The organism is Streptomyces sp. 1222.5 (assembly GCF_900105245.1).
GTDB classification, from domain to species: domain Bacteria; phylum Actinomycetota; class Actinomycetes; order Streptomycetales; family Streptomycetaceae; genus Streptomyces; species Streptomyces albidocamelliae.
Map to the genome: position 1 here is coordinate 4,774,500 of NZ_FNSZ01000001.1, position 26,783 is coordinate 4,801,282.

The following is a 26,783-nucleotide window of genomic DNA, read 5'->3' on the forward strand; positions in this document are numbered from 1 at the left end:
AAAAGCTGACTTTTACTCCGTCCGGTGGGTGGAGGGTGTCGGTCTGCCGTGTAGATTCCGGGGGCCGAGAGCCATGGAAGGGACCGATCCGGTGAACAAGAAGCTCACGGCCGCGCTGTCCGGCGGTGCGGTACTCGTGGTGGCGCTGTCGGGATGCACCAGCAGCGAAGACAAGGGGCCCGACCCCAAGCTCGTGGCCTGGGCCAAGACGGTGTGCGACCCGCTGCCCGCTCAGCAGTCGAAGATCTCGGAGGCCTTCGACGCCCTCGCGGCGGTGGCCAAGGACGGTCCGCCGAAGGACGTCCAGAAGACCGACTCGAAGGCCTTCCAGGAACTGGCCGACGGCTTCAAGGCCCGTGCCGGCACCCTCATCGACGCCGGAGCGCCCCCCGGGATCGAGGACGGCAAGCGGAAGCAGCAGGACGCCGTCAAGAAGCTCACGGCCCTGTCCGCGGCCTACGCGGACCTGAAGAAGCGGGTCGATGGGCTCGACACCAAGAACCAGACGAAGTTCGCCTCCGGTCTGAGCGACCTCTCGGAGCGGATGAAGGCGGTGTCGGCGCAGTACGACGGCGCGATCACCGCCCTGCAGAGCCTGGAGAAGGGCGATGTCAACGAGGCGGTGACCCAGCAGCGGGGCTGCACGAAGACCTCCGCGTCGCCGTCGGCCGCCAAGGGCTGACCGGGCCGCCACGGGACACAATGGGGGCGTGACTGACTCCGGACTCGCACCCCTGCCCGCCTCCGACCGGCCCGGGGCCGCCGCGCGCCTGCGGGACGCGCTGCTGGCCGCCTCCTTCACCGCCGACGGGCTGCTGGACCTGCTCGGCGCCTCCGCCTACGCGGCGCTGGCCCGCAGCGAGACCGTGCCCGCCCTGCGGGCCACCCGCGGCGACACCCCGCTGGAGACCCTCGTCCGGCTGTTCCTCCTCCAGCAGCCGGTGCCCCACGCGCGCGTGGCGGCCGTGCTGCCCGTCGAGGAGGCCCTGGAGGCCGGCTGGCTGCGCCGAGTGGGCGGCGACGAGCTGGCCGCCACCGTGGACGTACGGCCGTTCGGCGGTCCCGGCGGCGAGGACTGGTTCATCGTCTCCGACCTCGGCTGCGCGGTCGGCGGCGCCGGCGGCATCGGCCAGCGCGACGAGGGTGTCGTCCTGGGCGTCGGCGGCGCGTCCACGACCCTCGCCGGCATCACGGTCCGCACGCCCGTCGGCTCCGCCCTCGACCTCGGCACCGGCTCCGGCATCCAGGCGCTGCACGCCGCCCAGCACGCCACGCGCGTGACGGCGACCGACCTCAACCCGCGCGCACTGCACATGACCGCGCTCACGCTCGCGCTCTCCGGCGCCCCCGCCGCGGAGCTGCGCGAGGGCTCCCTGTTCGAGCCCGTCGCCGGCGACGAGACGTTCGACCTCATCGTCTCCAACCCGCCCTTCGTCATCTCCCCGGGCGCCCGCCTGACCTACCGGGACGGGGGCATGGGCGGGGACGATCTGTGCCGCTCGCTCGTCCAGCAGGCGGGGGAACGGCTGAACGAGGGCGGGTTCGCGCAGTTCCTCGCCAACTGGCAGCACGTGGCGGGGGAGGACTGGCAGGACCGGCTCAGGTCGTGGGTGCCGCGCGGGTGCGACGCCTGGATCGTGCAGCGCGAGGTGCAGGACGTCACGCAGTACGCCGAGCTGTGGCTGCGGGACGCCGGTGACCACCGCGGGGACCCGGCGGAGTACCAGGCGCGCTACGACGCCTGGCTCGACGAGTTCGAGGCGCGCAAGGTGAAGGCGGTCGGCTTCGGCTGGATCACCCTGCGCAGGACCGGGGCCGCCGAACCGAGCATCACGGTGGAGGAGTGGCCGCACCCGGTCGAGCAGCCCCTCGGGGACGCCGTCCGGGCGCACTTCGAGCGGCTCGACTACCTCCGGGAGCACGACGACGCCGCGCTGCTGGCGAGCCACTTCAGCCTCACCGCCGAAGTGGTCCAGGAGCAGGTCGGGCTGCCCGGCGCCGAGGACCCGGAGCACGTGGTGCTCCGGCAGCACCGGGGCATGCGCCGGGCCACGAAGGTGGACACGGTCGGCGCCGGGTTCGCGGGCGTCTGCGACGGCTCGCTGAGCGCGGGCCGGATCCTCGACGCCATCGCCCAGCTCATGGGCGAGGACCCGGTGGTGCTCCGCGACCAGACGCCCGCCCAGATCCGCCTGCTGGTGGAGCAGGGCTTCCTGGAGCCGGTCCGCTGACACCGGGCGCCCCCTGGCGGCCCCGCCCGGATCACCGTCGTATGCCGGTGGCACGGGCCGGGGCGCGCGCCCGCCCGGAGCCCTGACGCGCGGGTGGCGGGAAAAAGGCCGGAAAAATATGTCCGCCGACGGGGCCCCTCCACTCCGGCCAGGCCACGGGTGCCGGTTCGATCTTCCGTTCACCTCGATGTCGCCCGCCGGTCTCCCTGGCGTGGCACCCTCCCCGCGCTGGGCAGAGCCGAGGCGGACGGAAGAGGTGGGCGGGGGATGGAGAGCGCACCGGCGATCTTCGCGGGACTGGTGTTCGCCCTGTTCGGAGGGGGTCTGCTGGCGTGGACCGGAGTTCGTCTGCGCCGCCGCGAGCCGGTGGCCCACGGTGTGAGCCCGGTCGCATCGGCGACCCTCGCGAGCCTGGCCGGCACGGTCACGCTGGCCCTGGGTGTGTACTGCCTGACCCGCCTCTGACGTCGGCGGTCCCGCGGCCGTGACGATGCCGCGGGAGTAAAGGGAGCATCACGCTCCGGACAGGCGCCGGCGGGGTACCCGGCAGTCCGGGCGGCAGGAATGCCGGTAGTCGGGTTACCGTTCGAGTGGCCGTTGTGGGCTTTTCCCGTTTGACACGGGAGCGGGATGTACCGTCACACTCCGCAGCGTCACACGAGCCAGAAGCACGCCGCGACCCCGGGACGAACGCCTGGGGAGGGCAAAGCGTCGACCGGAGAGAAGAGCCAAGTTGTCCCCGACCAGCGAGACCGCAGAGGGCGGCCGCCGACTCGTCATCGTCGAGTCGCCTGCCAAGGCGAAGACGATCAAGGGCTACCTCGGCCCCGGCTACATCGTCGAGGCGAGCGTCGGGCACATCCGGGACCTTCCCAACGGCGCCGCGGAGGTGCCGGAGAAGTACACCGGCGAGGTCCGCCGCCTCGGTGTGGACGTCGACCACGACTTCCAGCCGATCTACGTGGTCAACGCCGACAAGAAGGCCCAGGTCAAGAAGCTCAAGGACCTGCTGAAGGAGTCCGACGAGCTCTTCCTCGCCACCGATGAGGACCGGGAGGGCGAGGCGATCGCCTGGCACCTCCAGGAGGTCCTCAAGCCGAAGATCCCCGTCAAGCGGATGGTCTTCCACGAGATCACCAAGGACGCGATCCGCGAGGCCGTCGCCAATCCGCGCCAGCTCAACCAGAAGCTGGTCGACGCCCAGGAGACCCGCCGCATCCTCGACCGCCTGTACGGCTACGAGGTCTCGCCGGTCCTGTGGAAGAAGGTCATGCCGCGCCTGTCGGCCGGCCGCGTCCAGTCCGTCGCGACCCGGCTCGTCGTCGAGCGGGAGCGCGAGCGCATCGCCTTCCGCTCCGCCGAGTACTGGGACCTGACGGGCACCTTCGCGACCGGCCGCGCGGGCGATTCGTCCGACCCGTCGTCGCTGGTGGCCCGGCTGCAGGCCGTCGACGGCCGGCGCGTCGCGCAGGGCCGCGACTTCGACTCCCTCGGGCAGATCAAGAGCGCGAACACCCTCCACCTCGACGAGGCGAACGCCCGCGCCCTCGCCGCCGCGCTGGAGGACACCCGTTTCTCCGTGCGCGCGGTCGAGTCCAAGCCGTACCGCCGCTCGCCGTACGCCCCGTTCCGTACGACGACGCTCCAGCAGGAGGCGAGCCGCAAGCTCGGCTTCGGCGCGAAGGCGACCATGCAGGTCGCCCAGAAGCTGTACGAGAACGGCTACATCACGTACATGCGTACGGACTCCACGACGCTGAGCGACACCGCCGTGTCGGCCGCCCGCGCCCAGGTCACGCAGCTGTACGGCGCCGACTACCTGCCCCCGCAGCCGCGCACCTACGCCGGGAAGGTCAAGAACGCCCAGGAGGCGCACGAGGCGATCCGCCCCTCGGGTGATCGTTTCCGCACGCCCGCCGAGACCGGTCTGACCGGCGACCAGTTCAGGCTGTACGAGCTGATCTGGAAGCGGACCGTCGCCTCCCAGATGAAGGACGCCACGGGCAACTCCGTGACCGTGAAGATCGGTGGCACCGCCGCCGACGGCCGGGATGTCGAGTTCAGCGCCTCCGGCAAGACGATCACCTTCCACGGCTTCCTCAAGGCGTACGTCGAGGGCGCCGACGACCCGAACGCCGAGCTGGACGACCGCGAGCGCCGGCTGCCGCAGGTCTCCGAGGGTGATGCGCTGTCCGCCGAGCAGATCACGGTCGACGGCCACGCCACCAAGCCCCCGGCCCGCTACACCGAGGCCTCCCTGGTCAAGGAGCTGGAAGAGCGCGAGATCGGCCGCCCGTCGACGTACGCGTCGATCATCGGCACGATCCTCGACCGCGGCTACGTGTTCAAGAAGGGCACGGCCCTCGTGCCGTCCTTCCTGTCCTTCGCCGTCGTCAACCTCCTGGAGAAGCACTTCGGGCGGCTCGTCGACTACGACTTCACCGCCAAGATGGAGGACGACCTCGACCGCATCGCCCGCGGCGAGGCCCAGGCAGTGCCGTGGCTGAAGCGCTTCTACTTCGGCGAGGGGCACAACGGCGTGGGCAGCGCCGCCGAGGCCGGCAACGGCGACGGGGACCACCTGGGTGGCCTCAAGGAGCTGGTGACCGACCTGGGCGCGATCGACGCGCGCGAGGTGTCGTCGTTCCCGGTGGGCAACGACATCGTGCTCCGCGTCGGCCGCTACGGCCCCTACATCGAGCGCGGCGAGAAGGACACCGAGCAGCACCAGCGCGCCGACATCCCGGACGACCTGGCGCCCGACGAGCTGAGCATCGAGCTGGCCGAAGAACTGCTGGCCAAGCCCAGCGGCGACTTCGAGCTGGGCACCGACCCGGCCAGCGGTCACACGATCGTCGCCAAGGACGGCCGTTACGGCCCGTACGTCACCGAGGTGCTCCCCGAGGGCACCCCGAAGACCGGCAAGAACGCGGTCAAGCCGCGCACGGCCTCCCTCTTCAAGTCCATGTCGCTGGACACGGTCACCCTGGACGACGCGCTCAGGCTGATGTCCCTGCCGCGGGTCGTCGGCACGGACGCCGACGGCGTGGAGATCACCGCGCAGAACGGCCGCTACGGCCCGTACCTGAAGAAGGGCACGGACTCGCGCTCGCTGCAGACCGAGGACCAGCTCTTCACGATCACGCTGGAGGAGGCGCAGGCGATCTACGCCCAGCCGAAGCAGCGTGGCCGCGCGGCCGCCAAGCCGCCGCTGAAGGAACTGGGCGAGGACCCGGTCTCCGGAAAGCCGGTCGTGGTGAAGGACGGCCGCTTCGGTCCGTACGTCACCGACGGCGAGACCAACGCGACCCTGCGCTCCGGCGACAGCGTCGAGGAGATCACCCCGGAGCGCGGCTTCGAGCTGCTCGCCGAGAAGCGCGCCAAGGGTCCCGCCAAGAAGACCGCGAAGAAGGCGGCGGCCAAGAAGACCGCCCCGGCGAAGAAGACCGCGGCCAAGAAGACGGCGGCGAAGAAGACGACGACCGCCGCGAAGAAGGCGACCGCCAAGAAGACCACCGCGAAGAAGGCGACGGCTTCCGGCGCGGAGGGCTGACACTCCGTCGGCACCTCCCGCGGACCCGGCGGATCCCCTCCGCGGCTTCGCGAATCGAACGCCCCGGCATCACTTTGGTGTCGGGGCGTGCGCATGCCAGGAGAGGCGAGGTGTGGTGTCCGTGGCTGCGGATAGGCTGAACGCATGACGCGAGCCGAGCAGCCAACGGCCCCCACCACAGCACCGGACGACGCCCTCGTCGCGGACTCCCGCGAGCGCGCCGTCCGTTCCCTGCTGCGACGACCGCAGTTGAGGCGCCTGTGGAGCGCACAGCTGGTGAGTGGTGTCGGTGACACCCTCGCCCTCCTCGTGCTGGTCCTCCTCGCCCTCCAGGCGGCGATCGTCGAAGGCACCTTCGGCGGCGGCTACCGGGGCGTGGCGTTCGCAGTGGCGACGGTCTTCGGGGCGCGTGTCCTCGCCACGCTGCTCTTCGGCGCGGTCCTGCTCGGGCCCCTGACCTCGCTCACCGCCCAGGACGGCCCGCTCGACCGACGCTGGACCATGGTCGGCGCCGACGGCGTGCGCGCCGCGCTGCTGATCGTGGCGCCCCTGTGGATCGACTGGACCCCGGACAACGCGCTCGCGGTCCTGCTCGTCACCGCCTTCGTCGCCGGCATCGCCGAGCGGCTGTGGACGGTGTGCCGGGAGAGCGCGGCCCCCGCGCTGCTGCCCGCCCCGCCCCCGGAGGGCGCCACCGTCCGGCCGCTGCCCGACCACCTGGACGCCCTGCGCCGCCTCGCGCTGCGCACCAGCTTCCTCGCGGTCCCGCTGGCCGCCGCCGCACTGGTCGCCGCCGCCCTGCTGAACAACCTGCTGGGCACCGGCCTGGCCTGGTTCGACCAGCACCAGGCGGCCCTCGGCGCCTATGTGGCGGCCGGCCTGTTCGCCGCCTCCCTGTCCCTGCTGACCTTCCTCGAACTGCCCGGCACGCGCACCCCGCGCCCGCGCTCCCCGCTGGAGGGCCTGCGCCGCCCGCGCACCGGCACCGGCGTCGACAAGGGCCGCACGGGCGCCATCCCGCTGCTCATCCCGGCCTGCGCCGCGGTCGCCGGAGCCATCGCCGCCGCCGTCGCGGTGTGCGTCCTGCACACCAAGGACCTGGGCGGCGGCCCCGTCCTCTACGGCCTGCTGGTGCTGGGCCTGACCGGCGGTGTCGCCGTCGGCATCCGCATGGCCCCCGCCGTGCTGCCCTCGCTCTCTCGCCGCCGGCTGCTGGCCCTCGCGATCGCCTTCACCGGTATCGCGCTGCTCGCCGCCGGGCTGGTCCCGGACGTCACCACCGTGCTGCTCATCGTCACGCTGGCCGGCGTCGCCGCGGGCGTGGCCGCCAACACCGGGCACGCCCTGCTCGACCAGGAGACCGAGGAATACCGCCGGGCGCGCACCACCGAGCACCTGCACGCGGTGGTCCGGGTCTTCATAGCGCTCGGCGCCATCGTCGCGCCCCTGGTCGCGGCGCTGATCGGCCCGCACCGGCTGGAGAACGGCAAGTTCGTCTTCGCCCACGGCGGCGCGGCCTTCACGCTGATGCTGGTCGGCGCGCTGCTGCTGCCGGTGGCCGCGCTGGTGCTCGCCAAGGTCGACGACCGCTCCGGCGTACCGCTGCGCCAGGACCTCAAGGACGCGCTGCTCGGCGGCGACGACCCGGACCAGACACCGGCGACCAACGGTTTCTTCATCGCCCTCGAGGGCGGCGACGGCGCAGGCAAGTCCACCCAGGCCGAGGCGCTCGCCGAGTGGATCCGGGCCAAGGGCCACGAGGTCGTCCTCACCCGCGAGCCCGGGGCCACGCCGGTCGGCAAGCGGCTGCGCTCCATCCTGCTCGACGTGTCCTCGGCAGGCCTGTCGCACCGCGCGGAGGCACTGCTGTACGCGGCGGACCGCGCCGAGCACGTCGACACCGTCGTACGTCCCGCCCTGGAGCGCGGCGCGGTGGTCATCTCCGACCGCTACATCGACTCCTCCGTCGCCTACCAGGGCGCCGGCCGCGATCTGTCGCCGACCGAGATCGCCCGCATCAACCGCTGGGCGACCAACGGGCTCGTCCCGCACCTGACCGTCCTGCTCGACGTCTCCCCGGAGACCGCCCGCGAGCGGTTCACCGAGGCGCCGGACCGGCTGGAGTCGGAGCCCGCGGAGTTCCACGCGCGCGTACGGGCCGGTTTCCTCACGCTGGCCGCCTCGGACCCCGGCCGCTACCTCGTCGTGGACGCGGGCCAGGAACCCGAGTCCGTCACCACGGTGATCCGGCACCGCCTCGACACCGTCCTGCCCCTGTCCGAGGCCGAGATCCAGGCCCGGGAGGAAGCCCGCAGGAAGGCCGAGGAGGAGGCTCGCCGTAAGGCCGAGGAGGAGGCCGCCCGCAAGGCCGAGGAGGAGCGGCTGGAGCGCGAGCGCCAGGAGCAGCTCGCCAAGCTGCGCGCCGAGGAGGAGGAGCGCAAGCGGCGCGAGCTGGAGGAGGCGCAGCGCCGCGAGGCCGAACGGCAGGCGGAGGAGGCCCGGCAGCGGGCCGAGGAAGCACACCGGCGGGCGGAGGAGGAGCGGCAGCGGCTCCTCGCCGAGGAGAAGGCCCGCGCCGAGGAGGAGGCCCGACGCAAGGCGGAGGAGGAGCGCCGGCGCCGGCAGGCCGAGGAAGAGGCACGGCTGCGCGCCGAGGAGGAGGCCCACCAGGCCCGGCTGCGCGCCGAGGAGGACGCCCGGCGTCTGGAGGCGCAGCGCAAGGCCGAGGAGGCACTGCTGCGGGCCGAGGAGGCCCGGCGGCAGGCGGCCGAGGCCGCGGCGGCGGCCGACGTGGCGGCCCGCAGGCCCAGCACCCCCCGGCCGTCCGCGCCGGGCGTGGCCGCGGACGCGGCGACGGTCGCGACGCCGGCCGTGTCGCCGGGCGGGCGCGACGGGAACGGGCCGGAGCGCGCCGTGGACGAGACCACGGTGCTGCGCCCGGTGCGTGAGGAGCGCGACGGCGCCGCCGGCCGTGCCCGGGGTGCGCAGTCCGACGCCGAGGTGACCACCGAGCTGCCGCAGCCGACGGACGCCCCCGGCGCCGCGGACGAGACGGCGGTCCTGCCGCCGGTCCCCCCCGTGGGCGCCGCCGACGAGACGGCCGTGCTGCCGCCCGTCCGGGACGACCGTCCGGGGGGCCGGGTGCCGCCCGGCTACTTCCGGGACGAGCGCTCCGGCGCGGGCCTCGACGGCACCGAGGACCGCACGCGCGAGATGCCGCAGATCGACGCCGACGGCACGCCCCGCCGCCGGCCGCGTTCGGACTGGGCCGAGGAGACCCCGCTGGACGACCTGCCCACGCTGGCGGACGAGCTGCTGGGCTCGTACGGCGAAGGGGAGTACGGGGACGCCGGCGACGAGCAGGGCCGCAAGGGCCGTGGCCGGGGCCGCCGCGGCTGACGCCGGCCGCCGCCGGGCGGGCGCGCCGGGATGTGAGCGCCGAGCGGCGACCGTCGCAGCGGCGACGGTCGCCGCTCGTTCCGCGTCGGGGCCCGGCCGCCGCGCCGCACTGTCGGTGCCGACCCGCACAATGGAGTGCGGAACGCGCAGTGTGACGGAAGGGCGGCGTGACCCATGACCGTGTGGGACGACCTCGTCGGGCAGGAGAAGGTGAGCGCGGTGCTCGGTGCCGCCGCGCGGGACGCCGACGCCCTCGTCACCGCCGCCGCGGCCGGGCGGCCGCTGCCCGAGACGTCCGGGATGACCCACGCCTGGCTGTTCACGGGCCCGCCCGGCGCGGGCCGCAACCAGGCGGCGCGGGCGTTCGCCGCCGCCCTGCAGTGCGTGAGTCCCGACCGCGCCCTGGGTGGTGCCCCCGGCTGCGGCTTCTGCGACGGCTGCCACACCGCCCTGCTCGGCACGCACGCCGACGTCAACTCGGTCGCGGCGGTCGGCGCGGAGATCCTGGTCAAGGACATGCGGGACACGGTCCGCAAGTCGTTCACCGCCCCGGCGAACGGCCGCTGGCAGATCATCCTCGTCGAGGACGCCGAGCGGCTGAACGAGAAGTCGGCCAACGCGGTCCTCAAGGCCGTGGAGGAGCCCGCCCCCCGCACGGTGTGGCTGCTGTGCGCCCCCTCCGTCGAGGACGTCCTGCCGACCATCCGCTCCCGCTGCCGGCACCTGAACCTGCGTACGCCCTCGGTGGACGCGATCGCCGACATGCTCATCCGCCGCGACGGCATCGAACCGGCGGTCGCCACGGCCGCCGCGCGGGCCACCCAGGGCCATGCCGACCGGGCCCGCCGGCTGGCCACCGACCCGGCGGCCCGCGAACGCCGGGCCGCCGTGCTGAAGCTGCCGCTGCGCCTGGACGAGGTCGGCGCCTGTCTGCGGGCCGCGCAGGAGCTGGTCGACGCGGCCGCCGAGGACGCCAAGCAGCTCGCCGAGGAGATGGACGGCAAGGAGGCCGAGGAGCTGAAGACCGCGCTGGGCGCCGCGCAGGGCGGGCGGCTGCCGCGCGGCACGGCGGGCGTGATGAAGGACCTGGAGGACATGCAGAAGCGCCGCAGGACCCGTACGCAGCGCGACAGCCTCGACGTCGCCCTCGGTGACCTCACCGCCTTCTACCGCGATGTCCTCGCCCTCCAGCTCGGCTCCCGCGTGGCCATCGCCAACGCCGACGCCGAGGACGCCCTGGAGCGGCTGGCCCGCGGCAGCACGCCGGAGTCCACCCTCCGCCGTATCGAGGCGATCGCCGGCTGCCGGGACGCCCTCGACCGCAACGTGGCTCCGCTGCTGGCGGTGGAGGCGATGACGATGGCACTGCGGGCGGGCTGAGGGGCCCGGACGCGCGGACGGGACCCCGGGGCCGGGGTGACCGAGGGGGGTGACGGACCGGCGAAGATCTGGAGGATCGCATGGGTGATGGCAGGGGTGCCGGACACGCTCACCGGATCCCCGAGGGTGCCGGAGCTCCGGTCGCGCCCCCGGTGCCGTCCCCCGTGCGAGCCACAAAAAGCACGTACCGCACTCGATCGGTCGCTTAACGTTACGCTCGCCTGATGCACACCTGGCCTTCCGCCCACCGCCGACCACCCCGCCGTACCCGGGGCGCCCGCACCCGGACGACGGCCCGCCTCACCGCCTCCCTCCTCACCGCGGCCGCCCTGCTGATCTCCGCCTGCTCCGCCGGCGGTTCGACCACGTCGGCGGGCGGGACGGTGGAGGCGGCGCTGGCCGCGCTGCCACGTTCGACACCCTCGGCGCTGGCGCCGTACTACTCGCAGACCCTCAAATGGCGCGACTGCGGAGCACCCGGGTTCCAGTGCGCGACGCTCAAGGCCCCGCTGGACTACGACAAGCCCGGTGCGGGCGACATCCGGCTCGCGGTCGCCCGCAAGAAGGCCACCGGAAAGGCCAGACCGATCGGCTCGCTGCTGGTCAACCCCGGCGGCCCGGGCGGCTCGGCCGTCGACTACCTCCAGCAGTACGCGGGCATCGGCTACCCGGCGGACGTCCGCGCCCGCTACGACATGGTCGCGATGGACCCGCGGGGCGTCGCCCGCAGCGAGCCCGTCAAGTGCCTCGGCGGACGCCAGATGGACGCGTACACGCAGACGGACACGACACCCGACGACCAGAAGGAGCGGGACGCCGTCGTCACGGCGGACAAGAAGTTCGCGGAGAGCTGCGGCGCGCACTCGGCGCGGCTGCTCCGGCACGTCTCCACCGTCGAGGCGGCACGGGACATGGACATCCTGCGGGCGGTGCTGGGCGACCCGAAGCTGAACTACGTCGGGGCGTCGTACGGCACCTTCCTCGGGGCGACCTACGCCGGTCTGTTCCCGGAACGGGTCGGCCGCGTGGTCCTGGACGGCGCGATGGATCCGAGCCTCGACGCCCGCAGGCTCAACCTGGACCAGACGGCGGGCTTCGAGACGGCGTTCCAGGCGTTCGCGAAGGACTGCGTCCGGCACACCGACTGCCCGCTCGGCGGCAGGGGCACGACGCCCGCGCAGGTGGGCGAGCACCTCAAGGCGTTCTTCCACAAGCTGGACGCCCACCCCATCCCGGCGGGCGACAAGGACGGCCGCAAGCTCGGTGAGTCGCTGGCCACCAACGGGGTGATCGCGGCGATGTACGACGAGGCGACCTGGGAGCAGTTGCGCGAGGCGCTGAGCCAGGCGATGAGGGACAACGACGGCTCGGGTCTGCTCGCGCTCTCGGACAGCTACTACGAACGGGACGAGAACGGCGGCTACAGCAACCTGATGATGGCCAACGCGGCCGTGAACTGCCTCGACCTGCCGCCGGCCTTCACCGGCCCCGACCAGGTGAGGAAGGCGCTGCCCGCGTTCGACAAGGCGTCCCCGGTCTTCGGTGACGGCCTGGCCTGGGCCTCGCTGAACTGCGCGTACTGGCCGGTGAAGGCCACGGGCGAACCGCACCGGATCGAGGCGAAGGGCGCGGCGCCGATCGTCGTGGTCGGCACCACCCGGGACCCCGCGACCCCCTACCGCTGGGCACAGTCCCTGTCCCGCCAGCTCTCCTCGGCCCGCCTCCTGACCTACGTCGGGGACGGCCACACCGCCTACGGCCGCGGCAGCGCCTGCATCGACACCGCGATCAACACCTATCTGCTGCGCGGAACCCCGCCGGCCGCGGGAAAGCGCTGCTCATAGCCCTGCGGCCCGCCCCGGGGCCCTCCGCCCCGGGGCGGGTACGAAGCACCCCTCGAAACTGTGTAGACTTACCGACGTTGCTGATCGCACCATGGTGCGGACAGCGCGCCGCTTTAGCTCAGATGGCCAGAGCAACGCACTCGTAATGCGTAGGTCTCGGGTTCGAATCCCGAAAGCGGCTCCACTGGAACCCCAGCTCAGAACGATCTGAGCTGGGGTTTTTTGTTCAACGGATGCGACGGCGGCGAAGGGGAGCGCGCCGCGGGGGTGTCGATGGTCTCAGTGGGGCCTGGACTCAGGGGCCGACTACGGCGGCACGAAGAACTCGCCTCTACGCCGGTGGCTGATCTGCGTGTGCCGCAGGATCTCCATGATCGTAGGCATGTCGACGCCCAGTTCGTCACGACGTGCGAGGGGACGTGGCCGGCGTCGAGCATGGCCCGGGTGACGTCATGCGGACTTCCGCGCCCGCGTCGAGCCCGGCGGCGTGCCGCAAAACCGTCTGCGCGAGGAGGTCTCCTTCGATGACGTCGTCGTTGAGGTCGTCGAGGTGGCCCGGTAGGCGCTCACCGCGCCGAAGCCGGTAGCCGGTAGCCGGTAGCCGCATCGAGCTGCGCACAGGCGCGCGAAGTCAGCCATCCGCAGGTCCCGGGGGCGGCCTCGGCGGCCCGCACCTTCCCGTCAGGTCCAGCAGGGAGCCGAGAACGACCGGCAGGATCTCCGCTGTCTCAGACACTGCGGGCCTCGATCCCGCGACGGATTCCCGCTCGCCAGACCTCACCGGTGGTGGTGACGCGAGCTGCAAGTCGACGGTATTCCTGCAGGGCCTTTTCCTGTCCGGCAGGCGCTTCGTGGCGACGCCGAACGATCTGTGGATACCGGTCCCGCCAGTCGAGAAGGGCCTCGATGGCGTCGGCTGATGTGTACCAACACGCAGACCGGACCCGGTGTTCCAGATCAACCGGAAGTCGCAGCGACATCTTTTCGGGAAATCCTCCGTCCTGCGAACCGGGCCATCGACCCGGACCGCGGGCCTCCTCCGGGTAATCCGGCCAGGAGCGGTCCCATCCCCGCGATTGCAGTTCGCGCAGTACGCCCAGAGCTGCCAACCGATCCACAGAGTCCAGGAGTTCACCGCGTTCACGGGCCCTGAACAGTTGAAGACGTCGTGCCGCGCGTACAGCTGCGACCTCGCGGTGACTGAGGCCGGCCAGGTCCAACTGTCTGCTATCTGCAAGCTCCTTGGCCAATCTCCTTTCGTTCTTCAACAACTGATGTAGCTGCACCCGAGTGCCGTACGGCAGGCGCACCGTCACAGGCACAGTTCCCTTTGTGCGCACGACCCTCACTATGGCGTATTTAGCTTGCAACTTACGAGCAGTCAAAAAGCGAACCAGCAGCAGAATTGTTTCAGCGTGCGGGTCAACTCCGTCCGGTACATGATGTGAATGTCGCCGGGTGCTCGACCCTCTGGGTAGTCACCCAATCCGCGGGAAGAGAGGAGAAGGAGATGGGGAGCCCTAACGTCATCTGGGAGCAGGGGACAGTGCTGACCCAGGAGTCCGCGCAGAATCATTTCGATCTGCTGCGTGCCGACCAGGAGGTGAGGCTGCACGAACTGCAGCACGCCCTTTCCACGCAGTACGCGACTGGCTCGTCGGACGAGATCGCAAGCGCTGTTGGCCTGGAATACAGCGCCCAGTTCGAACGCGCGGTACGTGATCGGGAAACTGGTCTGAGTGTGGCGCGGTACACCGCCAGACTTGTGTTCGGCGAGGCGCCGAGCACGGACGATCAGCGGATAGGCCTCATGGCTGCCACCATCGCCACCTACCCGGCAGCAGGAGCCGCCGCTTCGACGGAGGAGACGGTGGCGAGGGCCCTCATTCAGAGGGCCGGGGACGGGGGCTGGCTCGGCGCCGATGAGTACGAGCTCGACCCGAGCGGGGACCTCATTGCTGTCCGCGGCCTCTGGGATGCCTTCAGGAACTGTCTCGGGAGCAGCTGCGGTGGCACCTGCCTAGGGGCGCTGGGAAGCTGCCTCCCGCTGGGTGCCTTGCCCGCGGTGGTCGCCTGCCTGGCAGCCACTTGTGGGCTCTGCGCAGCCAAGTGTGCCGCCTGTGTGGCGTGCGATTGCGGCTGGCTCTGCAGCGTCGTCACCGGATGCTGCCACACGTGACACGGGAGATTGCGACGTGAAAACCGTCATCCACTGGCTGACCGTGCCAGTCGAACAGCAAGCGGGAAGAAATGCGCTGCCGTCGCTGAAATACGATGTTCCCAACGCGATCATCGTCCGTGACAGCGAGATGGCGTACGTCGGGATCATTGACGGAGAGGCTGCCGAGAGGCTCCTCACATATCCGGACGTAGTGATCCTGAGCGAAAAGGAAAAAAAGCTCATCGAGATCGTTCCGGGTATACCCGTGAGCTGGGAAAGCCTCGAAAGGCAGGTCCCTGCACTCGGTGCAGACCACCAGCAAAAGAGCGCGGTCGGCCTGGGTGACGTGATCTCCGCCTTCACGCGCCGGGCGCGCATCCCTGAGTGCGGAAGCTGTGGCCGGCGTCGGAAAGGGCTTAACCGCATCACCGTATGGGGCTGGTGGCGCAACCGGAAGGTATTCCTCCAGCCCGAAGGGTGACCCACACTGAATGGCGCCTCGCTCAGCCAGGGGGAGGCGCCCCCTTACCGTTCGCACGGTAACGAGAAGGAGCGTTAGTGCCATGACCGGTAAAAACGAAGACCAGATCCCCGCTTTTCTGTCTCGAGAGGAAGGGATCGCGCTCAAGGAACAAACAGTAGGTCTCGCTGAGGAAAAGCGCTGGCGTTGGATGGGGTTTTATGCCACACCCCAGGACGCCGTCGTCGTCGCGAACCAAAATCCTCCCCAGCGGGCTGGAGAAGTCATATTTACCGCTGGTTGGGGCCTGGCTCTCTTCTACTAGAGTCCACCCACGGCCGTCCGGCCGGCTGCGGTCTCCGTCGTGGTCTCGATTGACGCCTGCCCCCGGAGCAAGATCGCACAACTCGCCATGCGCAGGTCTCGGGTTCGCATCCCGAAAGAGGCTCCACGAACCCCAGGTCAGGCATCAACTGACCTGGGGTTTCTGTCGTCGGTCCCGGAAGGCTTCGCGTGCGTGCGCGGCGCGTGGGAATGCGGCGGACAAAACCGGAGCAAAGCCACCGTAAAGTGAATCGGTATCAGCTGAACCCGCGGACCTGGGGCAACATCTTGGTGAACAGCGGGCGCCGCGCGGTCAGGTGCGGTGCCGCCGTCGGCCGGATGGAATGAGGGACGTGGTGGAGCCGAGGATCGCCGTCGCCGTGGTGACCATGGGCAACCGGCCCGCCGAGGTCGACGCCCTCCTGGAGTCCGTCGCCAAGCAGGACCTCCCCCCGGTCCGGATCGTGATCGTCGGCAACGGCTGCCGGCTGCCCGAGTTCGCCCGGCGGCTCGGCCTGCCCGGTGAGGTCACCACCATCGACGTGGACGAGAACCTGGGCTGTCCGGGTGGGCGGAACGTCGCCCTGGCCCGGCTGCGGGAGTGCGGGGACGTCGACGTCGTGGTGGAACTGGACGACGACGGGCTGCTCGTCGACCCCGATGTGCTGCGCCGCGTGGCCGAGCTGTACGACGCCGACCCCCGCCTCGGCATCGTCGGCTTCCGTATCGCCGACGAGCACGGCGAGACGCAGCAACGGCACGTGCCCCGGGTGGGGAAGTCCGACCCGCTGCGCGGCGGCCGGGTCACCGGGTTCCTCGGCGGCGGGCACGCCCTGCGCATGACGATGCTGGCCGAGACCGGGGACTGGCCCGCCGAGTTCTTCTTCGCGCACGAGGAGACGGACCTCGCCTGGCGGGCCGCCGACGCCGGCTGGACCATCCTCTACGCACCCGAGCTGCTGCTCCAGCACCCCAAGACCTCTCCGGCCCGGCACGCCATCTACTACCGGGTCAACGCCCGCAACCGCGTCTGGCTCGCCCGGCGTCGGCTGCCCCTGCCGCTCGTCCCCGTGCACCTCGGGGTCTGGACACTGCTCACCCTCGCCCGCACCCGTTCCACCGCGGGACTGAAGGCGTGGTTCGGCGGGTTCGTGGAAGGTCTGCGGGAGCCGGCCGGCGAGCGGCGGCCGATGCGCTGGCGTACGGTCTGGCGGCTGACGCGGCTCGGACGCCCGCCGGTGATCTGAGGCACGCGAGTCCCGCGAATCGGGAACGGGACGGAGCCCCGGTCGTTCACCTCCGCCGACCGGGGCCCCTCTGTGCCCCCGGATCCGGCCTGCGGCGACACTCCCCCGAGCTACGCGACTACGCGCGCGCCGTCGGGCCGGTTCCGATGGACATGATCACATCAGGGGACGCCAACGGATCGCTAACATGTGGCCAACGGTTCGACAGCAGGTCGCGGACCGGTTGGCCGGAAGTCGTCGGGCGGCAGCGGGAACGCGCCGCCGGACGGGCGGTTTTGGAGACCAGGTCGGCGATCGACGGTGGCGGGAAACCGTTGTGGGCAGGCGGAATTCCGCCAGGAACGGTGGGCGGAAGGCCGCCCCGGAGCGTGGCCGGTGCGGGCCGTGCGGGAAGGCAGTGGGCGGCGTGATGCGGCGGTACGAGCTGCGGTTCGGACTGCTGGGACCCCCGGTCCTCTACGACCGACCGCCGTACGAGATCTCGTACGACCCCTCCTCCGGCATGGCGGCGTCCGCCGACGCCCGCGACGAGGGTGTCCGTGCCATCGGCAGCCCCAAGGTGCGCGCCCTTCTCGCCGCCCTGCTGCTGGAGCCCGGACGGGTGGTGTCGGTCGAGTCCCTGAAGGACGCCCTGTGGGGCGGGGCGCCGCCCGTCTCCGCGCAGGCGTCCCTGCACAACCACGTCGCCCGGCTGCGCCGGCTCCTGGACGACCCCGACCGGCTCAGGGCCGTACCGCCGGGGTATCTGCTGCGCGTCGACCACGGCGAGTTGGACGTGCACGTGTTCGACGGCCAGGTCACCGAGGCGCGCGCCGCACACGCGCGGCGCGAGTGGCCGGGCGTGGTCCGGGCCTGCACCGCGGCACTCGCGCTCTGGCGCGGCACCCCGCTCGGCGGGCTCCCCGCCGACTTCGGCGGCTATGCCCTCGTGGAGCGTCTGGAAGAGGCGCGACGGCTCCTGCTGGAGTGGCGCTACGACGCCGAACTGGCCCTGGGCGGCGCCCGGCTGGCCGCACTCGTGCCCGAACTGACGGCCCTCGTCGCCGAGTACCCGCTGCGCGAGGCGTACCACCGGCAGCTGATGCTCGCCCTGCACCGCACCGGCCGGCAGGCCGAGGCCCTGGCCGTCCACCGCGACCTGCGCGCCCGGCTGGTCGAGGAGCTCGGCGTCGAGCCCGGACCGGCGGTCCGGGCGGCACACGCCGAGGTGCTGCGGGAAAGCGATGGGGAACCGCGGCCGGGGGCGGAGCACGGCGACGCCCCGGAGCGTGACCTCGGCACGGCGCCGCAGCAGCGGCCCGCCGCGGGCCGTCCGGACGGGGGCGCCGCGAGGACGTCCTCCGCGACCACGCATCCGGACGGCGCGGCGCGGCAGACCCCGCGTCCCGCCCAACTGCCCCCTACCCCCGCCCACTTCACGGGCCGTGCGGACGTGCGCGGACAACTGCGCCGGGTGCTGACCGAACCGCCCGCACCGGCCCCCGCCGTCGCGGTGATCAGTGGCATGGCGGGCGTCGGCAAGAGCGCGCTGGCCCTGCACGTCGCCCATGAACTGCGCGAACGCTTCACCGACGGCCAGCTCTACGTCAATCTGCACGGCGCCACGCCCGGCATGGCCCCCCTCACCGCCGCGCAGGCTCTCGCGGCCCTGCTGCGGGACGTCGGGACCGAACCCCGGAACATCCCGGAACACCCGGACGCGGCTGCCGCGTTGCTCCGCTCGCTGCTGGCGCCGGCCCGCGTCCTGCTGGTGCTGGACGACGCGGCCAGCGCGGCCCAGGTACGGCCCCTGCTGCCGGCCGGCCCCGGCTGCGCGGTGATCGTCACCAGCCGTTCGCCGCTGACCGCGCTCGACGGCGCCCGGCGCTTCCCGCTCGGCCCGCTCACCGGCGAGGACAGCGCGGCCCTGCTGCGCGCGGTCAGCGGACGCGCGGGGCTGGACGCCGGTCACGCCCTCGTCGAACTGACCGGCCGGCTGCCGCTGGCGCTGCGGGTGGTCGCCGCCCGCCTCGCCGCCCGCCGCGCCCTCACTCCGGACACTCTGGCCAACCAACTGGCCGCCACCGGAGGGCGGCTGCATCACCTGGAGTACGACGACCTGAGCGTCCGCCGCTCCCTGGCCGTCGCCCATGACGCGCTCGCCGCCGCCGACCGCGAGGCGGACCGGGACGCGGCCCTCACCCTGCGGCACATCGGCGCGCTCGACCTGCCGGCCTACGGCGCCCCGCTGATCGCCCGGCTCACCGGCACGGACGAGCGCCGCGCCGAAGCCGCCCTGGACCGCCTGGTCGACGTCGCCCTGCTGGAGGAGACGGCGTACGGCCGCTACGCACCCCACGACCTGGTCCGCGACTTCGCCCGTGAACTGGCGGACACGGAAGCGCGGTCCACCGTCCGGGCCTCCGGCCCCCCGGCATCCCCGGGCCCCCGCCGGACCGTCGGCGCGGTCGGCGGCACGCCCACCCCCGCGGGCCCCGGCTCGGACCCCGCCACGGCACCCGCGTCCCCCGAGCTGTCCGCCCTGCGCTGGTACGCCGCCGTTGCCGAGCGGGTGCTGACGGCGGTCGTGGAGCCGGGGCTCGACCAGGACGACCGGCGTCGGCCGACCTTCGCGCAGACGGCCGGGCACGCCGAGGACCTGGCCGCCGTACCGCCCTTCGAGTCGGCCGAACACGCTCTGGCCTGGGGCGAGGTGGAGCTGGAGAACATCGTCGCCCTGGTGGCGCGGAACGCGGACACGACCGACGTGCGCCGGGCCGCCCAGCTGTCGGCGCTCGTACGGCTGATCCATCCGTACGTGCAGCGCAGCGGACGGGTCGCCGAACTGGAGGTGCTGGGGCGGGCCGCGCTCGGGGCGGCGCGGCGGCTGGGTGACGCGGCCGCCGAGGCGTACGCGCTCGGCGACCTGGCGGGCCTGCACTTCCTGGCCGGCCGGCAGAACGACGCCCTCGCCCTCACCGACCAGGCCCTGGAGATCTGGCGGCGGCTGGGCAGGGCGTCCAGGATCCGGCGCTGTCTGAACAACCGCGGGCTGCTGCTGGAGGGCCTGGGCCGGTTCGCGGAGTCCGAGGAGGCGCTGCGGCAGAGCCTCGCGTACTCGCGGCAGCTGAACGACGCCTACGGCGAGGCCGTCACCCACAGCCATCTCGGCAACCTCCACGAGCACACCGACCCGCGCGCCGCCATCGAGCAGCACCGGCGCTCGCTGGCGATCGGAGACGCGATCGGCGCGGTCGTCGTGCGGCACTCGGCACACTGCAACATCGGCTACGCCCATCTCAGCCTCGGCGAACCGGCCGCGGCCGCCCGGCACTTCGAGGAGAGCCTGCGCATCCTCGGCGGCAACGGCGACTGGCACGGCGAGTCGCAGACCCGGCTCGGCCTGGTCCGCGCGCTGCGCGCACTCAAAGACACGGGGCGGGCGGGCCGCGAGTGCGCCGAGCTGCTGCACCGGGCCGACGCCCGCGCCGACCGCTACATCGGCGGTCTCGCCCGGCACCAGCACGGGCTGCTGCTGCGCGAGCAGGGGCGGCGGGCCGAGGCGCGCGACGTCTGGCGCGCGGCGCTCGCGGCGCTGGACGGGACGGACGAGGAGACGGTGTCGGCGGAACTGCGCACCCTGCTCGCCGACCGGCCGGCGAAGGGTGACGGGCCGACGTAGGGCGACCGGCCGGAGGGCGACGGGGCGGCGAACGGCGACCGGCCGGCGGACCGCCGTACCGTGCTCACTTGGCGTCGGCGTAGCACTCCACCACCGCCGTGGTGAACGGGAACCGCACCGGTGTCTCGCCGAAGGTCAGCCGTCCGGCGAGGTCGGCGGACTCGCGGATGACCCGGACGACCGCGTCGGCCTCCTCGGCCGGGCAGTGCACGATCACCTCGTCGTGCTGGAAGAAGACCAGTTCGGCCTTGAGCCCGGCGCAGGCCCGGCGCAGCGCGGCGAGCAGCAGCAGGGCCCAGTCGGCGGCGCTGCCCTGCACGACGAAGTTCCGCGCGAAGCGGCCCCGCGCGCGGGAGTTCGCGGAGGCGTAGCCGGGGACCCAGCCCTGGGCCTCGGTCTGCGTCTCGGTGTCGTCCTCGCCGACGGGGATGCCTGCCTCCTCCGCCGCGTCCCCGCCCGAGCCGGCCGCGGGCGGGCAGGTCCGGCCCAGCCAGGTGCGCACGAGCCGGCCCTCCTCGCCCGCGCGTGCCGCGTCGTCGACGTAGGCGACGGCTCTGGGGAAGCGGCGGCGCAGCGCGGCCAGGTTCTTCAGGCCGTCTCCGGAGGTCTGGCCGTAGACCGCCCCGAGGACGGCGAGCTTGGCCTGGTTCCGGTCGCCGGAGAAGGCGCGGTCGGAGACGGACTGGTACAGGTCGCTCTCGCGGCCGGCCACCTCCATCAGACCGGGGTCGCGGGAGATCGCGGCCAGGACCCGCGGCTCCATCTGGTCGGCGTCGGCCACCACGAGCCGCCAGCCGGGGTCGGCGACCACGGCCCGGCGGATCACCTTGGGGATCTGCAGGGCGCCGCCCCCGTTGGTCACCCAGCGGCCGGTGACCGTCCCGCCGGCGTGGAACTCGGGCCGGAACCGGCCGTCGCGGACCCAGTCCTGCAGCCAGGACCAGCCGTGCGCCACCCAGATGCGGTACAGCTTCTTGTACTCCAGCAGGGGTGCGACGGCCGGGTGGTCGACGGACTCGAGCTCCCAGCGGCGGGTGGATTTCACCTTGATCCCGGCCTGCGCGAAGGCCTTCGTCACGTCGGCCGGCAGGTCCGGCCGCACCCGGCGGCCGAACGCGGCGGACACCTCGTCCGCCAGCTCGGCCAGGCGGCGCGGTTCGCCCCCGCCCGTGTACCGGTCGCCGAGCAGGCCGTGGAGCAGCTCGCGGTGGACCGGGGCGCTCCACGGCAGACCCGTGTGGTTCAGCTCCGCGGCCACCAGCATCCCGGCGGACTCGGCGGCCGTCAGCAGGCGCATCCGGTCGGGGTGGGCGGCCTGCCCGTGCCGCCGCTGCTGTTCGGCGTAGACGGCGAGGAGGTCCTCGAGGGGCAGACGGGTGCCGGTGGGTTCGAACAGCGGGGACTGGGCGCCCGGTTCGGCCGCGCGCTGCGGCGGGTCGGGCGGTACGGGGCCGCCGCGGAGGCGGGCCAGGGCGGCGGCGGCCGAGCGTGGCTCGCCGTACCTGCCCTCGTGGCCCAGCAGCAGGGTCTCGGCGTCCTCGACGTCGTAGCACCGCTCCACTCGCACCCCCGTGGCGAGCAGACGCGGGTAGACCTCGGGGGTCGACCGCCACACCCAGCGCGACACCTCCGGGCGGCTCCGCACCGCCCCGGCGAGATCGCTCTCCCGCCGCACCGGTCCGGCGGGCAGCCCGTCCGGGCCGAGGGGGGCGACGTCCACGCCACCGTCCTCGGCCGGTGCGAGCGCCCACCGGTCGGTCATGACGCGAGTGTGGCACGCAGCTCTGACAATGAGGCTGACCTGCGGTTTCAGTCCTCCGTGGACGCGGTGGCGGCGGTCGCCGAACCGGCCGCCTCCGCCGCCTCCTTCTTCTGCTCCAGCAGCAGGGTCAGCACCTTGCCGACGTACTCCTCGGTCGCCGCCTTGGTGATGCCGAGGCCGCTGAGGACTCCCGCGCCGTTCTCGTGCTCCAGGAGGGCCAGCAGGATGTGCTCGGTGCCGATGTAGTTGTGACCCAGCCGCAGGGCCTCGCGGAAGGTGAGTTCCAGGACCTTCTTGGCCTCGGGGCCGTAGGGGATCAGGTCCGGGACGTCGTCCGCGGCCGGCGGGAGCGCGGCGGTGGCGGTCTGCCGTACGGCGTCCAGGAGGACGCCCTGCGCGGTGATCGCCTTCGCGGCGAGGCCGTCCGGCTCGGCCAGCAGCCCGAGGGCCAGGTGCTCGGGCCGGCCTTCCGGGGTGCGGGCGGCGACGGCCTCGCTGTGCGCGGCCATGACCACGTTTCGCGCGCGTGGGGTGTAGCGGCTGAAGCCCTGGCTGAGGTCGAGGTCGGCGGACTCCTTCGGTACGAACCGCTTCTGTGCCGCCTGCCGGGTCACGCCCATGCTCCGGCCGATGTCGGTCCAGGACGCGCCGGAGCGGCGGGCCTGGTCGACGAAGTGGCCGATGAGGTGGTCGGCCACGTCTCCGAGGTGATCGGCGGCGATCACCGCGTCCTGGAGCTGTTCGAGGGGCTCGTTGTGGGCCTTCTTGATGGCCTCGATCAGGTCGTCGAGGCGCACGGTCGCCGTGGTGTTCCGGTTGGTCGCCATGTGTCAACCGTAGGTTGCACCCTGCAGACTGTCAACCGATAGTTGACAGTCTGCAGGGTGGCCCGTCCGGCAGGGTGGCCGACCGCCGGCGCTCCGGGCCGCGCCCTGGAAACCGTCGCGGGTGCCCGCTGTGCCGAGAGGTTGTCCACAGCTTGTGGACGGACTCCGCGCACTGTCGGCGGGCCATGGCACGATCGACGGCGTGACCAGCACTGCCAGCACCGTCGAGCGGGCCTTCCGGGCCGCCCTGTACGACGACACCGACACCGGCCTCGACACGGGCGCCTCCCTGCTCGCCGCCGACCCCGCGGCGGACGCCGAACTCGCCCGGCGGGGCGAGGAGTTCACGGCTGCCGCCTGGCAGCGCGGCTGGCAGCCCGCCGACGTGGTCCGGCTGGTGCGGCGCGAGCTGGACGAGACGCACATCGGGCTGGCCGCCGCGCTGATCCGGACGCAGGCCGGCCGGGACCGGCCGCGCGGACGCCGCTGGGCCGCGCAGCTGGAGGCGCTGCCGGAAGGCCCCGCGCGCGGGGCGGACCGCTTCTCGCACGCCACGGCCGTCCTGGAGCTGTACCGCCTGCTGCTGCGCCTGCCCGCCCTGGAGCCGCTGGACGACGAGTCCCGCCGCGCACCCGGCCCCGGCGCCTCCCGCACGCTCACCCGCATCCGCGCGCTGCTCGCCAAGGCCGAGGCGACCGGCTACCCGGAGGAGGCCGAGGCGCTCAGCGCCAAGGCGCAGGAACTGATGGCCCGGCACAGCGTCGACGAGGCCCTGCTCGCCGCGGGGGCGCCCGAGCCGGACACGCCCGGTGCCTGCCGGATCGGTGTCGAGCCGCCGTACGAGCAGGCCAAGGCGGTCCTGCTGGACGCCGTGGCCACCGCGAACCACTGCCGCGCGGTGTGGAACGAACCGCTCGGCTTCTCCACGGTCGTCGGGTTCGAGGCCGACCTGGAGGCGGTCGAGCTGCTCCACACCTCGCTGCTGGTGCAGGCCACGCACGCGATGGCCAGGGCGGAGGCGGCCCAGAGAGCCGGCGGACGGAAGCGGACCAAGACCTTCCGGCAGTCGTTCCTGGCCGCCTACGCCCACCGCGTCGGCGACCGGCTCGCGACCGTCGCCGAGACCCAGGTGACCCGGGATCTGCTGCCGGTGCTGGCCACGCGCGAGGTGGCCGTCACCGGCCGCCTGGAGCGCATGTTCCCCGAGACCACCACGACGCGGATGCGGGGCGTGAGTGACGCGGCGGGCTGGACGGAGGGCACGGCCGCGGCCGACCGGGCCCAGGTCGAGCGCCGGCACCGGCTGCCCTGAGGCCCTCCGCCCGCCTCAGTCCCCGACCTGCTGGAAGGCGCTGACGGAGGCGTCCGGCCCGCTGCCCTTGAGGGCGACGGGGCCGTAGGACCAGGGGAAGCTCCGGGTCGTCGCGGAGCCGGGCAGGGCGATCGTCACCGTCTTGGCCGCCACGCCGTTCTTGTCGCCCTCCTTGCCGCGCACGTAGGCGATGGTGAAGGACGCCGAGTCGCCCTTGGCGAGCTTCAGCTTCTGCGCCTTGGCACCCGCGAGCACGGGCAGCTTCTCCTTGGCGGTGCCGGTTTCCAGCACGGCGCCCGGGAAGTCGTCGAGGGTGCACGGTGTGCTCTGGTTGGTGATGCTGACCGGCACCTCCCCGGCGTCACCGGCGGCCGGGGCGACGCTCGCCGACCCGATCTGCACCGACACCCCGCCGATCTCGCAGGCGGAGCTGTTCTTGTCGGTGCTCTTGCCGCCGCCGTCGTCGCAGGCGGTGAGCAGCAGGGCGGCGGCGAGAGCGGTGACGGTGAGCGGATAAGCGCGCATGAGCGGTCCTCAACGAGATCGTGACGGTGCCATGAGCATCATGGCGCCTGCGCTCGGCCTCCGATCGCGCGCCCCTCCCGAATCACCGCTTCCGGAGCCCCTGCGGCCCGCCGCCGCAGGGGGCTCCCCGGTCACCGGATCACCTTTTCGGGTGCACCGCCAAGGGCGCCGGACGTCACTGCGTGAACGCGGTCGGCAGCCCCGACGGCAGCTTGCCGCCCTCGGCCCTGCTGTACGTCTCCTGGCCGAGCTTGCCCGACCAGGTGACCTTCATGGTCTTGGCGCCGACCTGGTCGACCATGCCGGTGACCCGGTCCTTGCTGCCGTCGGCGCAGGTCAGGTGGATCATCCGCATGCCCGCCTCACTGCCCGCGGTCCCGCTGCACACGGTCCCGCCGGTCGCGAAGACGCCGGCCTGCTTCCCGGTGATCACCAGTGCCACGACCTTGCCGCCCGCCGTGGTGATCCAGCTGCCCTGCAGCTCGTCGGAGGCACCGGTCACGGCGGAGGAGCCCGACGGCGACGCAACCGCGGAGGCGCCGGACGAGGAGGGGGACGGTGAGCCGTTCCCCGAGTCGCCGCCGCTGCACGCCGTCAGCGTCAGCGCGCCCGCCACTGCCGCGGCCAGGGCCGCGCTCCGCACTCGCGCACTCGCAGAAGTCACCGGAAAGCTCCCATGCTGTAGCGGGCGGTCGCCCTCGGCCGGACGGCCCGCAGCAAGTTACCAGCAGCCGCCCGCGGGCCTCCGGGAGGCGGGTACCGGACCCGTTCCCCGCCGAGGTCCGAGCCGGAGCCCGCAGCCGCGCACATGGGTAGGGATTCTCCTACGCTTGACCGGTAGGGAATGGCCTACCTATCGTGGGTGCATGCACATCACCCACGCCTCCTTCGTCACCCTTCCCGTCGCCGACCAGGACCGGGCCCTGCGCTTCTACCGGGACGTCCTCGGCTTCGAGGTCACCGCCGACGTCCTGATGCCGCCGGGGCGGTGGCTTCAAGTCGCGCCCCGGGGTGCGCAGACCGTCTTCACGCTCTCGGGGCCGGGGATGGGGGATTTCGAGCCCGGCTCGGCCCGGGGGATCATGTTGGTGACGACCGATGTCGACGCCGCCTGCGCCCGGCTCGCCGAGGCGGGCACCGAGGTGCAGGGTCCGGACGACCACCCCTGGGGGCGGATGGCCGCCTTCCGGGACCCGGACGGCAACGGTCTGATGCTGCTCACGGAGGCTCACCAGTAGAAAGGCCGGACATGCCCGCAGCCGGGGTCCGAGAGGCCGCCGCGGAGGACCGCGTCTTCGCCGCGCTCGCGAACGCCACCCGCCGCGAGGTCCTGCGCCTGCTGCGCGAACGCGGACCGCAGCCCGTGCAGGCGCTGGCCGACCACTTCGACATGCGCCGCCCCAGCCTCTCGGAACACCTCAAAGTGCTCCGGGAGGCCGGCCTCGTCTCCGAACAGCGTTCCGGCAGGCAGCGCATCTACCGCCTGGAGGCGGCGCCGCTCGCCGAGGTGCAGGACTGGCTCCATCCGTACGAGCGGTTCTGGCGGGAGCGGCTGAAGGGCCTCGGCGATCTGCTGGACCGCATGCCCGACGATGACCAGCCATGAGCACACCGTTCGAGGGTGACGAGGACGACACGGGTGACGCGGGTGGCCTCACCACGATCCATGTCGACCAGTTCTTCCCGCACCCGCCCGCCAAGGTCTGGCGCGCCCTGACCGACCCCGGACTGCTCGCTCGCTGGCAGATGCCGGGCGCCGAGGGCTTCCGGCTCGAGGTGGGCCACGAGTACCGGATGACGTCCGTCCCGCGTCCCAACTCCCGCTTCTCCGGTGTCGTCCGGGTGCGGGTGCTCGCCTACGACACCGAGCGGATGCTGTCCCTCCGGTGGACCGACGCCGATCCGGCCAATCCCGCGGACTGGACCATCACCTGGACCCTGGAACAGGAAGGGCGCGGTACGCGTCTCTTCCTAGTGCACGAGGGGTTCGATCCGGACGACCCGGCGCAGCTGATGGCGCGGAAGATCATGAACGGGGGCTGGAGAGGGCATGTCATGCCTGCTCTTGGGCAGGTGCTGGGGCAGCCCGGGTAAAGC

Annotated in this window: 21 protein-coding genes, 1 tRNA gene and 2 pseudogenes; 17 read left to right on the plus strand and 7 right to left on the minus strand. The window is 72.6% G+C overall.

Going from position 1 to position 26,783, the window contains the following annotated elements:
* The first annotated feature begins 91 nt into the window (after positions 1 to 91).
* The 8 genes from BLW57_RS21440 to BLW57_RS21475 all read left to right on the plus strand — a co-directional run bounded on the left by BLW57_RS21440 (position 92) and on the right by BLW57_RS21475 (position 12,591).
* Positions 92 to 682, plus strand: a complete 591-nt coding sequence (locus BLW57_RS21440; protein ID WP_306822931.1) for a small secreted protein — start codon at positions 92 to 94, stop codon at positions 680 to 682.
* Between the two features lie 28 nt (positions 683 to 710).
* On the plus strand, positions 711 to 2,231 hold the full coding sequence (locus tag BLW57_RS21445; RefSeq protein WP_093476611.1) for a N5-glutamine methyltransferase family protein: 1,521 nt from the start codon (positions 711 to 713) through the stop codon (positions 2,229 to 2,231).
* Positions 2,232 to 2,498: 267 nt separating this feature from the next.
* Positions 2,499 to 2,696, plus strand: a complete 198-nt coding sequence (locus BLW57_RS41475; RefSeq protein ID WP_176985674.1) for a hypothetical protein — start codon at positions 2,499 to 2,501, stop codon at positions 2,694 to 2,696.
* 268 nt (positions 2,697 to 2,964) lie between these two features.
* A complete protein-coding gene (gene topA / locus BLW57_RS21455) occupies positions 2,965 to 5,784 on the plus strand; it encodes a type I DNA topoisomerase (protein WP_093476613.1) in 2,820 nt (939 codons plus the stop codon).
* Positions 5,785 to 5,928: 144 nt separating this feature from the next.
* Positions 5,929 to 9,183 carry a dTMP kinase gene (gene tmk / locus BLW57_RS21460; RefSeq protein ID WP_093476614.1) on the plus strand — a complete coding sequence of 1,085 codons (3,255 nt, stop codon included), beginning with the start codon at positions 5,929 to 5,931 and terminating at the stop codon, positions 9,181 to 9,183.
* Positions 9,184 to 9,357: 174 nt separating this feature from the next.
* Positions 9,358 to 10,563 (plus strand): DNA polymerase III subunit delta', encoded by a 1,206-nt coding sequence (locus BLW57_RS21465; RefSeq protein WP_093476616.1) that lies wholly within the window; start codon positions 9,358 to 9,360, stop codon positions 10,561 to 10,563.
* Between the two features lie 224 nt (positions 10,564 to 10,787).
* On the plus strand, positions 10,788 to 12,407 hold the full coding sequence (locus BLW57_RS21470; protein ID WP_093476617.1) for an alpha/beta hydrolase: 1,620 nt from the start codon (positions 10,788 to 10,790) through the stop codon (positions 12,405 to 12,407).
* Between the two features lie 107 nt (positions 12,408 to 12,514).
* Positions 12,515 to 12,591: transfer RNA gene (locus tag BLW57_RS21475), tRNA-Thr, on the plus strand.
* 42 nt (positions 12,592 to 12,633) lie between these two features.
* On the opposite strand, the pseudogene BLW57_RS42440 reads toward BLW57_RS21475, so the two are convergent.
* The 3 genes and pseudogenes from BLW57_RS42440 to BLW57_RS40955 all read right to left on the minus strand — a co-directional run.
* Positions 12,634 to 12,809: pseudogene (locus tag BLW57_RS42440) on the minus strand (integrase); the annotation flags it as partial.
* Between the two features lie 43 nt (positions 12,810 to 12,852).
* Positions 12,853 to 13,140, minus strand: a pseudogene (locus BLW57_RS42445) (ATP-binding protein); the annotation flags it as partial.
* Complete coding sequence (locus BLW57_RS40955) at positions 13,136 to 13,723, minus strand: hypothetical protein (protein ID WP_143051615.1); 588 nt, start codon at positions 13,721 to 13,723, stop codon at positions 13,136 to 13,138. The gene BLW57_RS40955 and the pseudogene BLW57_RS42445, both read right to left, overlap by 5 nt.
* A gap of 230 nt (positions 13,724 to 13,953) precedes the next feature.
* Here BLW57_RS40955 and BLW57_RS21490 point away from each other — a divergent pair, with 230 nt between their 5' ends.
* The 5 genes from BLW57_RS21490 (at position 13,954) to BLW57_RS21505 (ending at position 20,260) form a co-directional block, all read left to right on the plus strand.
* Positions 13,954 to 14,586, plus strand: coding sequence for a hypothetical protein (locus BLW57_RS21490; protein ID WP_143051616.1), 633 nt, complete (start codon positions 13,954 to 13,956; stop codon positions 14,584 to 14,586).
* A 16-nt stretch (positions 14,587 to 14,602) separates the two neighbouring features.
* Positions 14,603 to 15,049: a hypothetical protein gene (locus BLW57_RS21495; RefSeq protein ID WP_093476622.1), complete on the plus strand. Its 447-nt coding sequence runs from the start codon at positions 14,603 to 14,605 to the stop codon at positions 15,047 to 15,049.
* An 82-nt stretch (positions 15,050 to 15,131) separates the two neighbouring features.
* Positions 15,132 to 15,353, plus strand: coding sequence for a hypothetical protein (locus BLW57_RS40960; RefSeq protein WP_143051617.1), 222 nt, complete (start codon positions 15,132 to 15,134; stop codon positions 15,351 to 15,353).
* A gap of 352 nt (positions 15,354 to 15,705) precedes the next feature.
* Positions 15,706 to 16,599, plus strand: a complete 894-nt coding sequence (locus tag BLW57_RS21500) for a glycosyltransferase family 2 protein (protein ID WP_093476624.1) — start codon at positions 15,706 to 15,708, stop codon at positions 16,597 to 16,599.
* A 409-nt stretch (positions 16,600 to 17,008) separates the two neighbouring features.
* Positions 17,009 to 20,260 carry an AfsR/SARP family transcriptional regulator gene (locus BLW57_RS21505; RefSeq protein ID WP_093480809.1) on the plus strand — a complete coding sequence of 1,084 codons (3,252 nt, stop codon included), beginning with the start codon at positions 17,009 to 17,011 and terminating at the stop codon, positions 20,258 to 20,260.
* 64 nt (positions 20,261 to 20,324) lie between these two features.
* Here the strand turns inward: BLW57_RS21505 and BLW57_RS21510 are convergent, their stop codons facing one another.
* Positions 20,325 to 22,022 (minus strand): bifunctional 3'-5' exonuclease/DNA polymerase, encoded by a 1,698-nt coding sequence (locus BLW57_RS21510; protein WP_093476625.1) that lies wholly within the window; start codon positions 22,020 to 22,022, stop codon positions 20,325 to 20,327.
* 47 nt (positions 22,023 to 22,069) lie between these two features.
* A complete protein-coding gene (locus BLW57_RS21515) occupies positions 22,070 to 22,849 on the minus strand; it encodes a Clp protease N-terminal domain-containing protein (protein WP_093476627.1) in 780 nt (259 codons plus the stop codon).
* A 202-nt stretch (positions 22,850 to 23,051) separates the two neighbouring features.
* Between BLW57_RS21515 and BLW57_RS21520 the strand changes: the two genes are divergently transcribed.
* The gene (locus BLW57_RS21520) at positions 23,052 to 24,161 is read left to right on the plus strand and encodes a DUF2786 domain-containing protein (RefSeq protein ID WP_176985675.1); all 1,110 of its coding nucleotides are present in this window, start codon (positions 23,052 to 23,054) and stop codon (positions 24,159 to 24,161) included.
* A 15-nt stretch (positions 24,162 to 24,176) separates the two neighbouring features.
* Here the strand turns inward: BLW57_RS21520 and BLW57_RS21525 are convergent, their stop codons facing one another.
* Both BLW57_RS21525 and BLW57_RS21530 read right to left on the minus strand, forming a co-directional pair.
* Positions 24,177 to 24,686, minus strand: coding sequence for a DUF4232 domain-containing protein (locus BLW57_RS21525; protein WP_093476628.1), 510 nt, complete (start codon positions 24,684 to 24,686; stop codon positions 24,177 to 24,179).
* 175 nt (positions 24,687 to 24,861) lie between these two features.
* Complete coding sequence (locus BLW57_RS21530) at positions 24,862 to 25,350, minus strand: hypothetical protein (protein ID WP_256339553.1); 489 nt, start codon at positions 25,348 to 25,350, stop codon at positions 24,862 to 24,864.
* 202 nt (positions 25,351 to 25,552) lie between these two features.
* Between BLW57_RS21530 and BLW57_RS21535 the strand changes: the two genes are divergently transcribed.
* The 3 genes from BLW57_RS21535 to BLW57_RS21545 are packed head-to-tail and all read left to right on the plus strand — an operon-like array spanning position 25,553 to position 26,780.
* Positions 25,553 to 25,924, plus strand: a complete 372-nt coding sequence (locus BLW57_RS21535) for a VOC family protein (protein WP_093476631.1) — start codon at positions 25,553 to 25,555, stop codon at positions 25,922 to 25,924.
* A gap of 11 nt (positions 25,925 to 25,935) precedes the next feature.
* Complete coding sequence (locus BLW57_RS21540; protein WP_093476633.1) at positions 25,936 to 26,292, plus strand: ArsR/SmtB family transcription factor; 357 nt, start codon at positions 25,936 to 25,938, stop codon at positions 26,290 to 26,292.
* Entirely contained in the window at positions 26,289 to 26,780 is a 492-nt protein-coding gene (locus BLW57_RS21545) for an SRPBCC family protein (protein ID WP_093476634.1), read from the plus strand. The genes BLW57_RS21540 and BLW57_RS21545 overlap by 4 nt, the downstream gene beginning before the upstream one ends.
* Positions 26,781 to 26,783 lie beyond the last annotated feature (3 nt).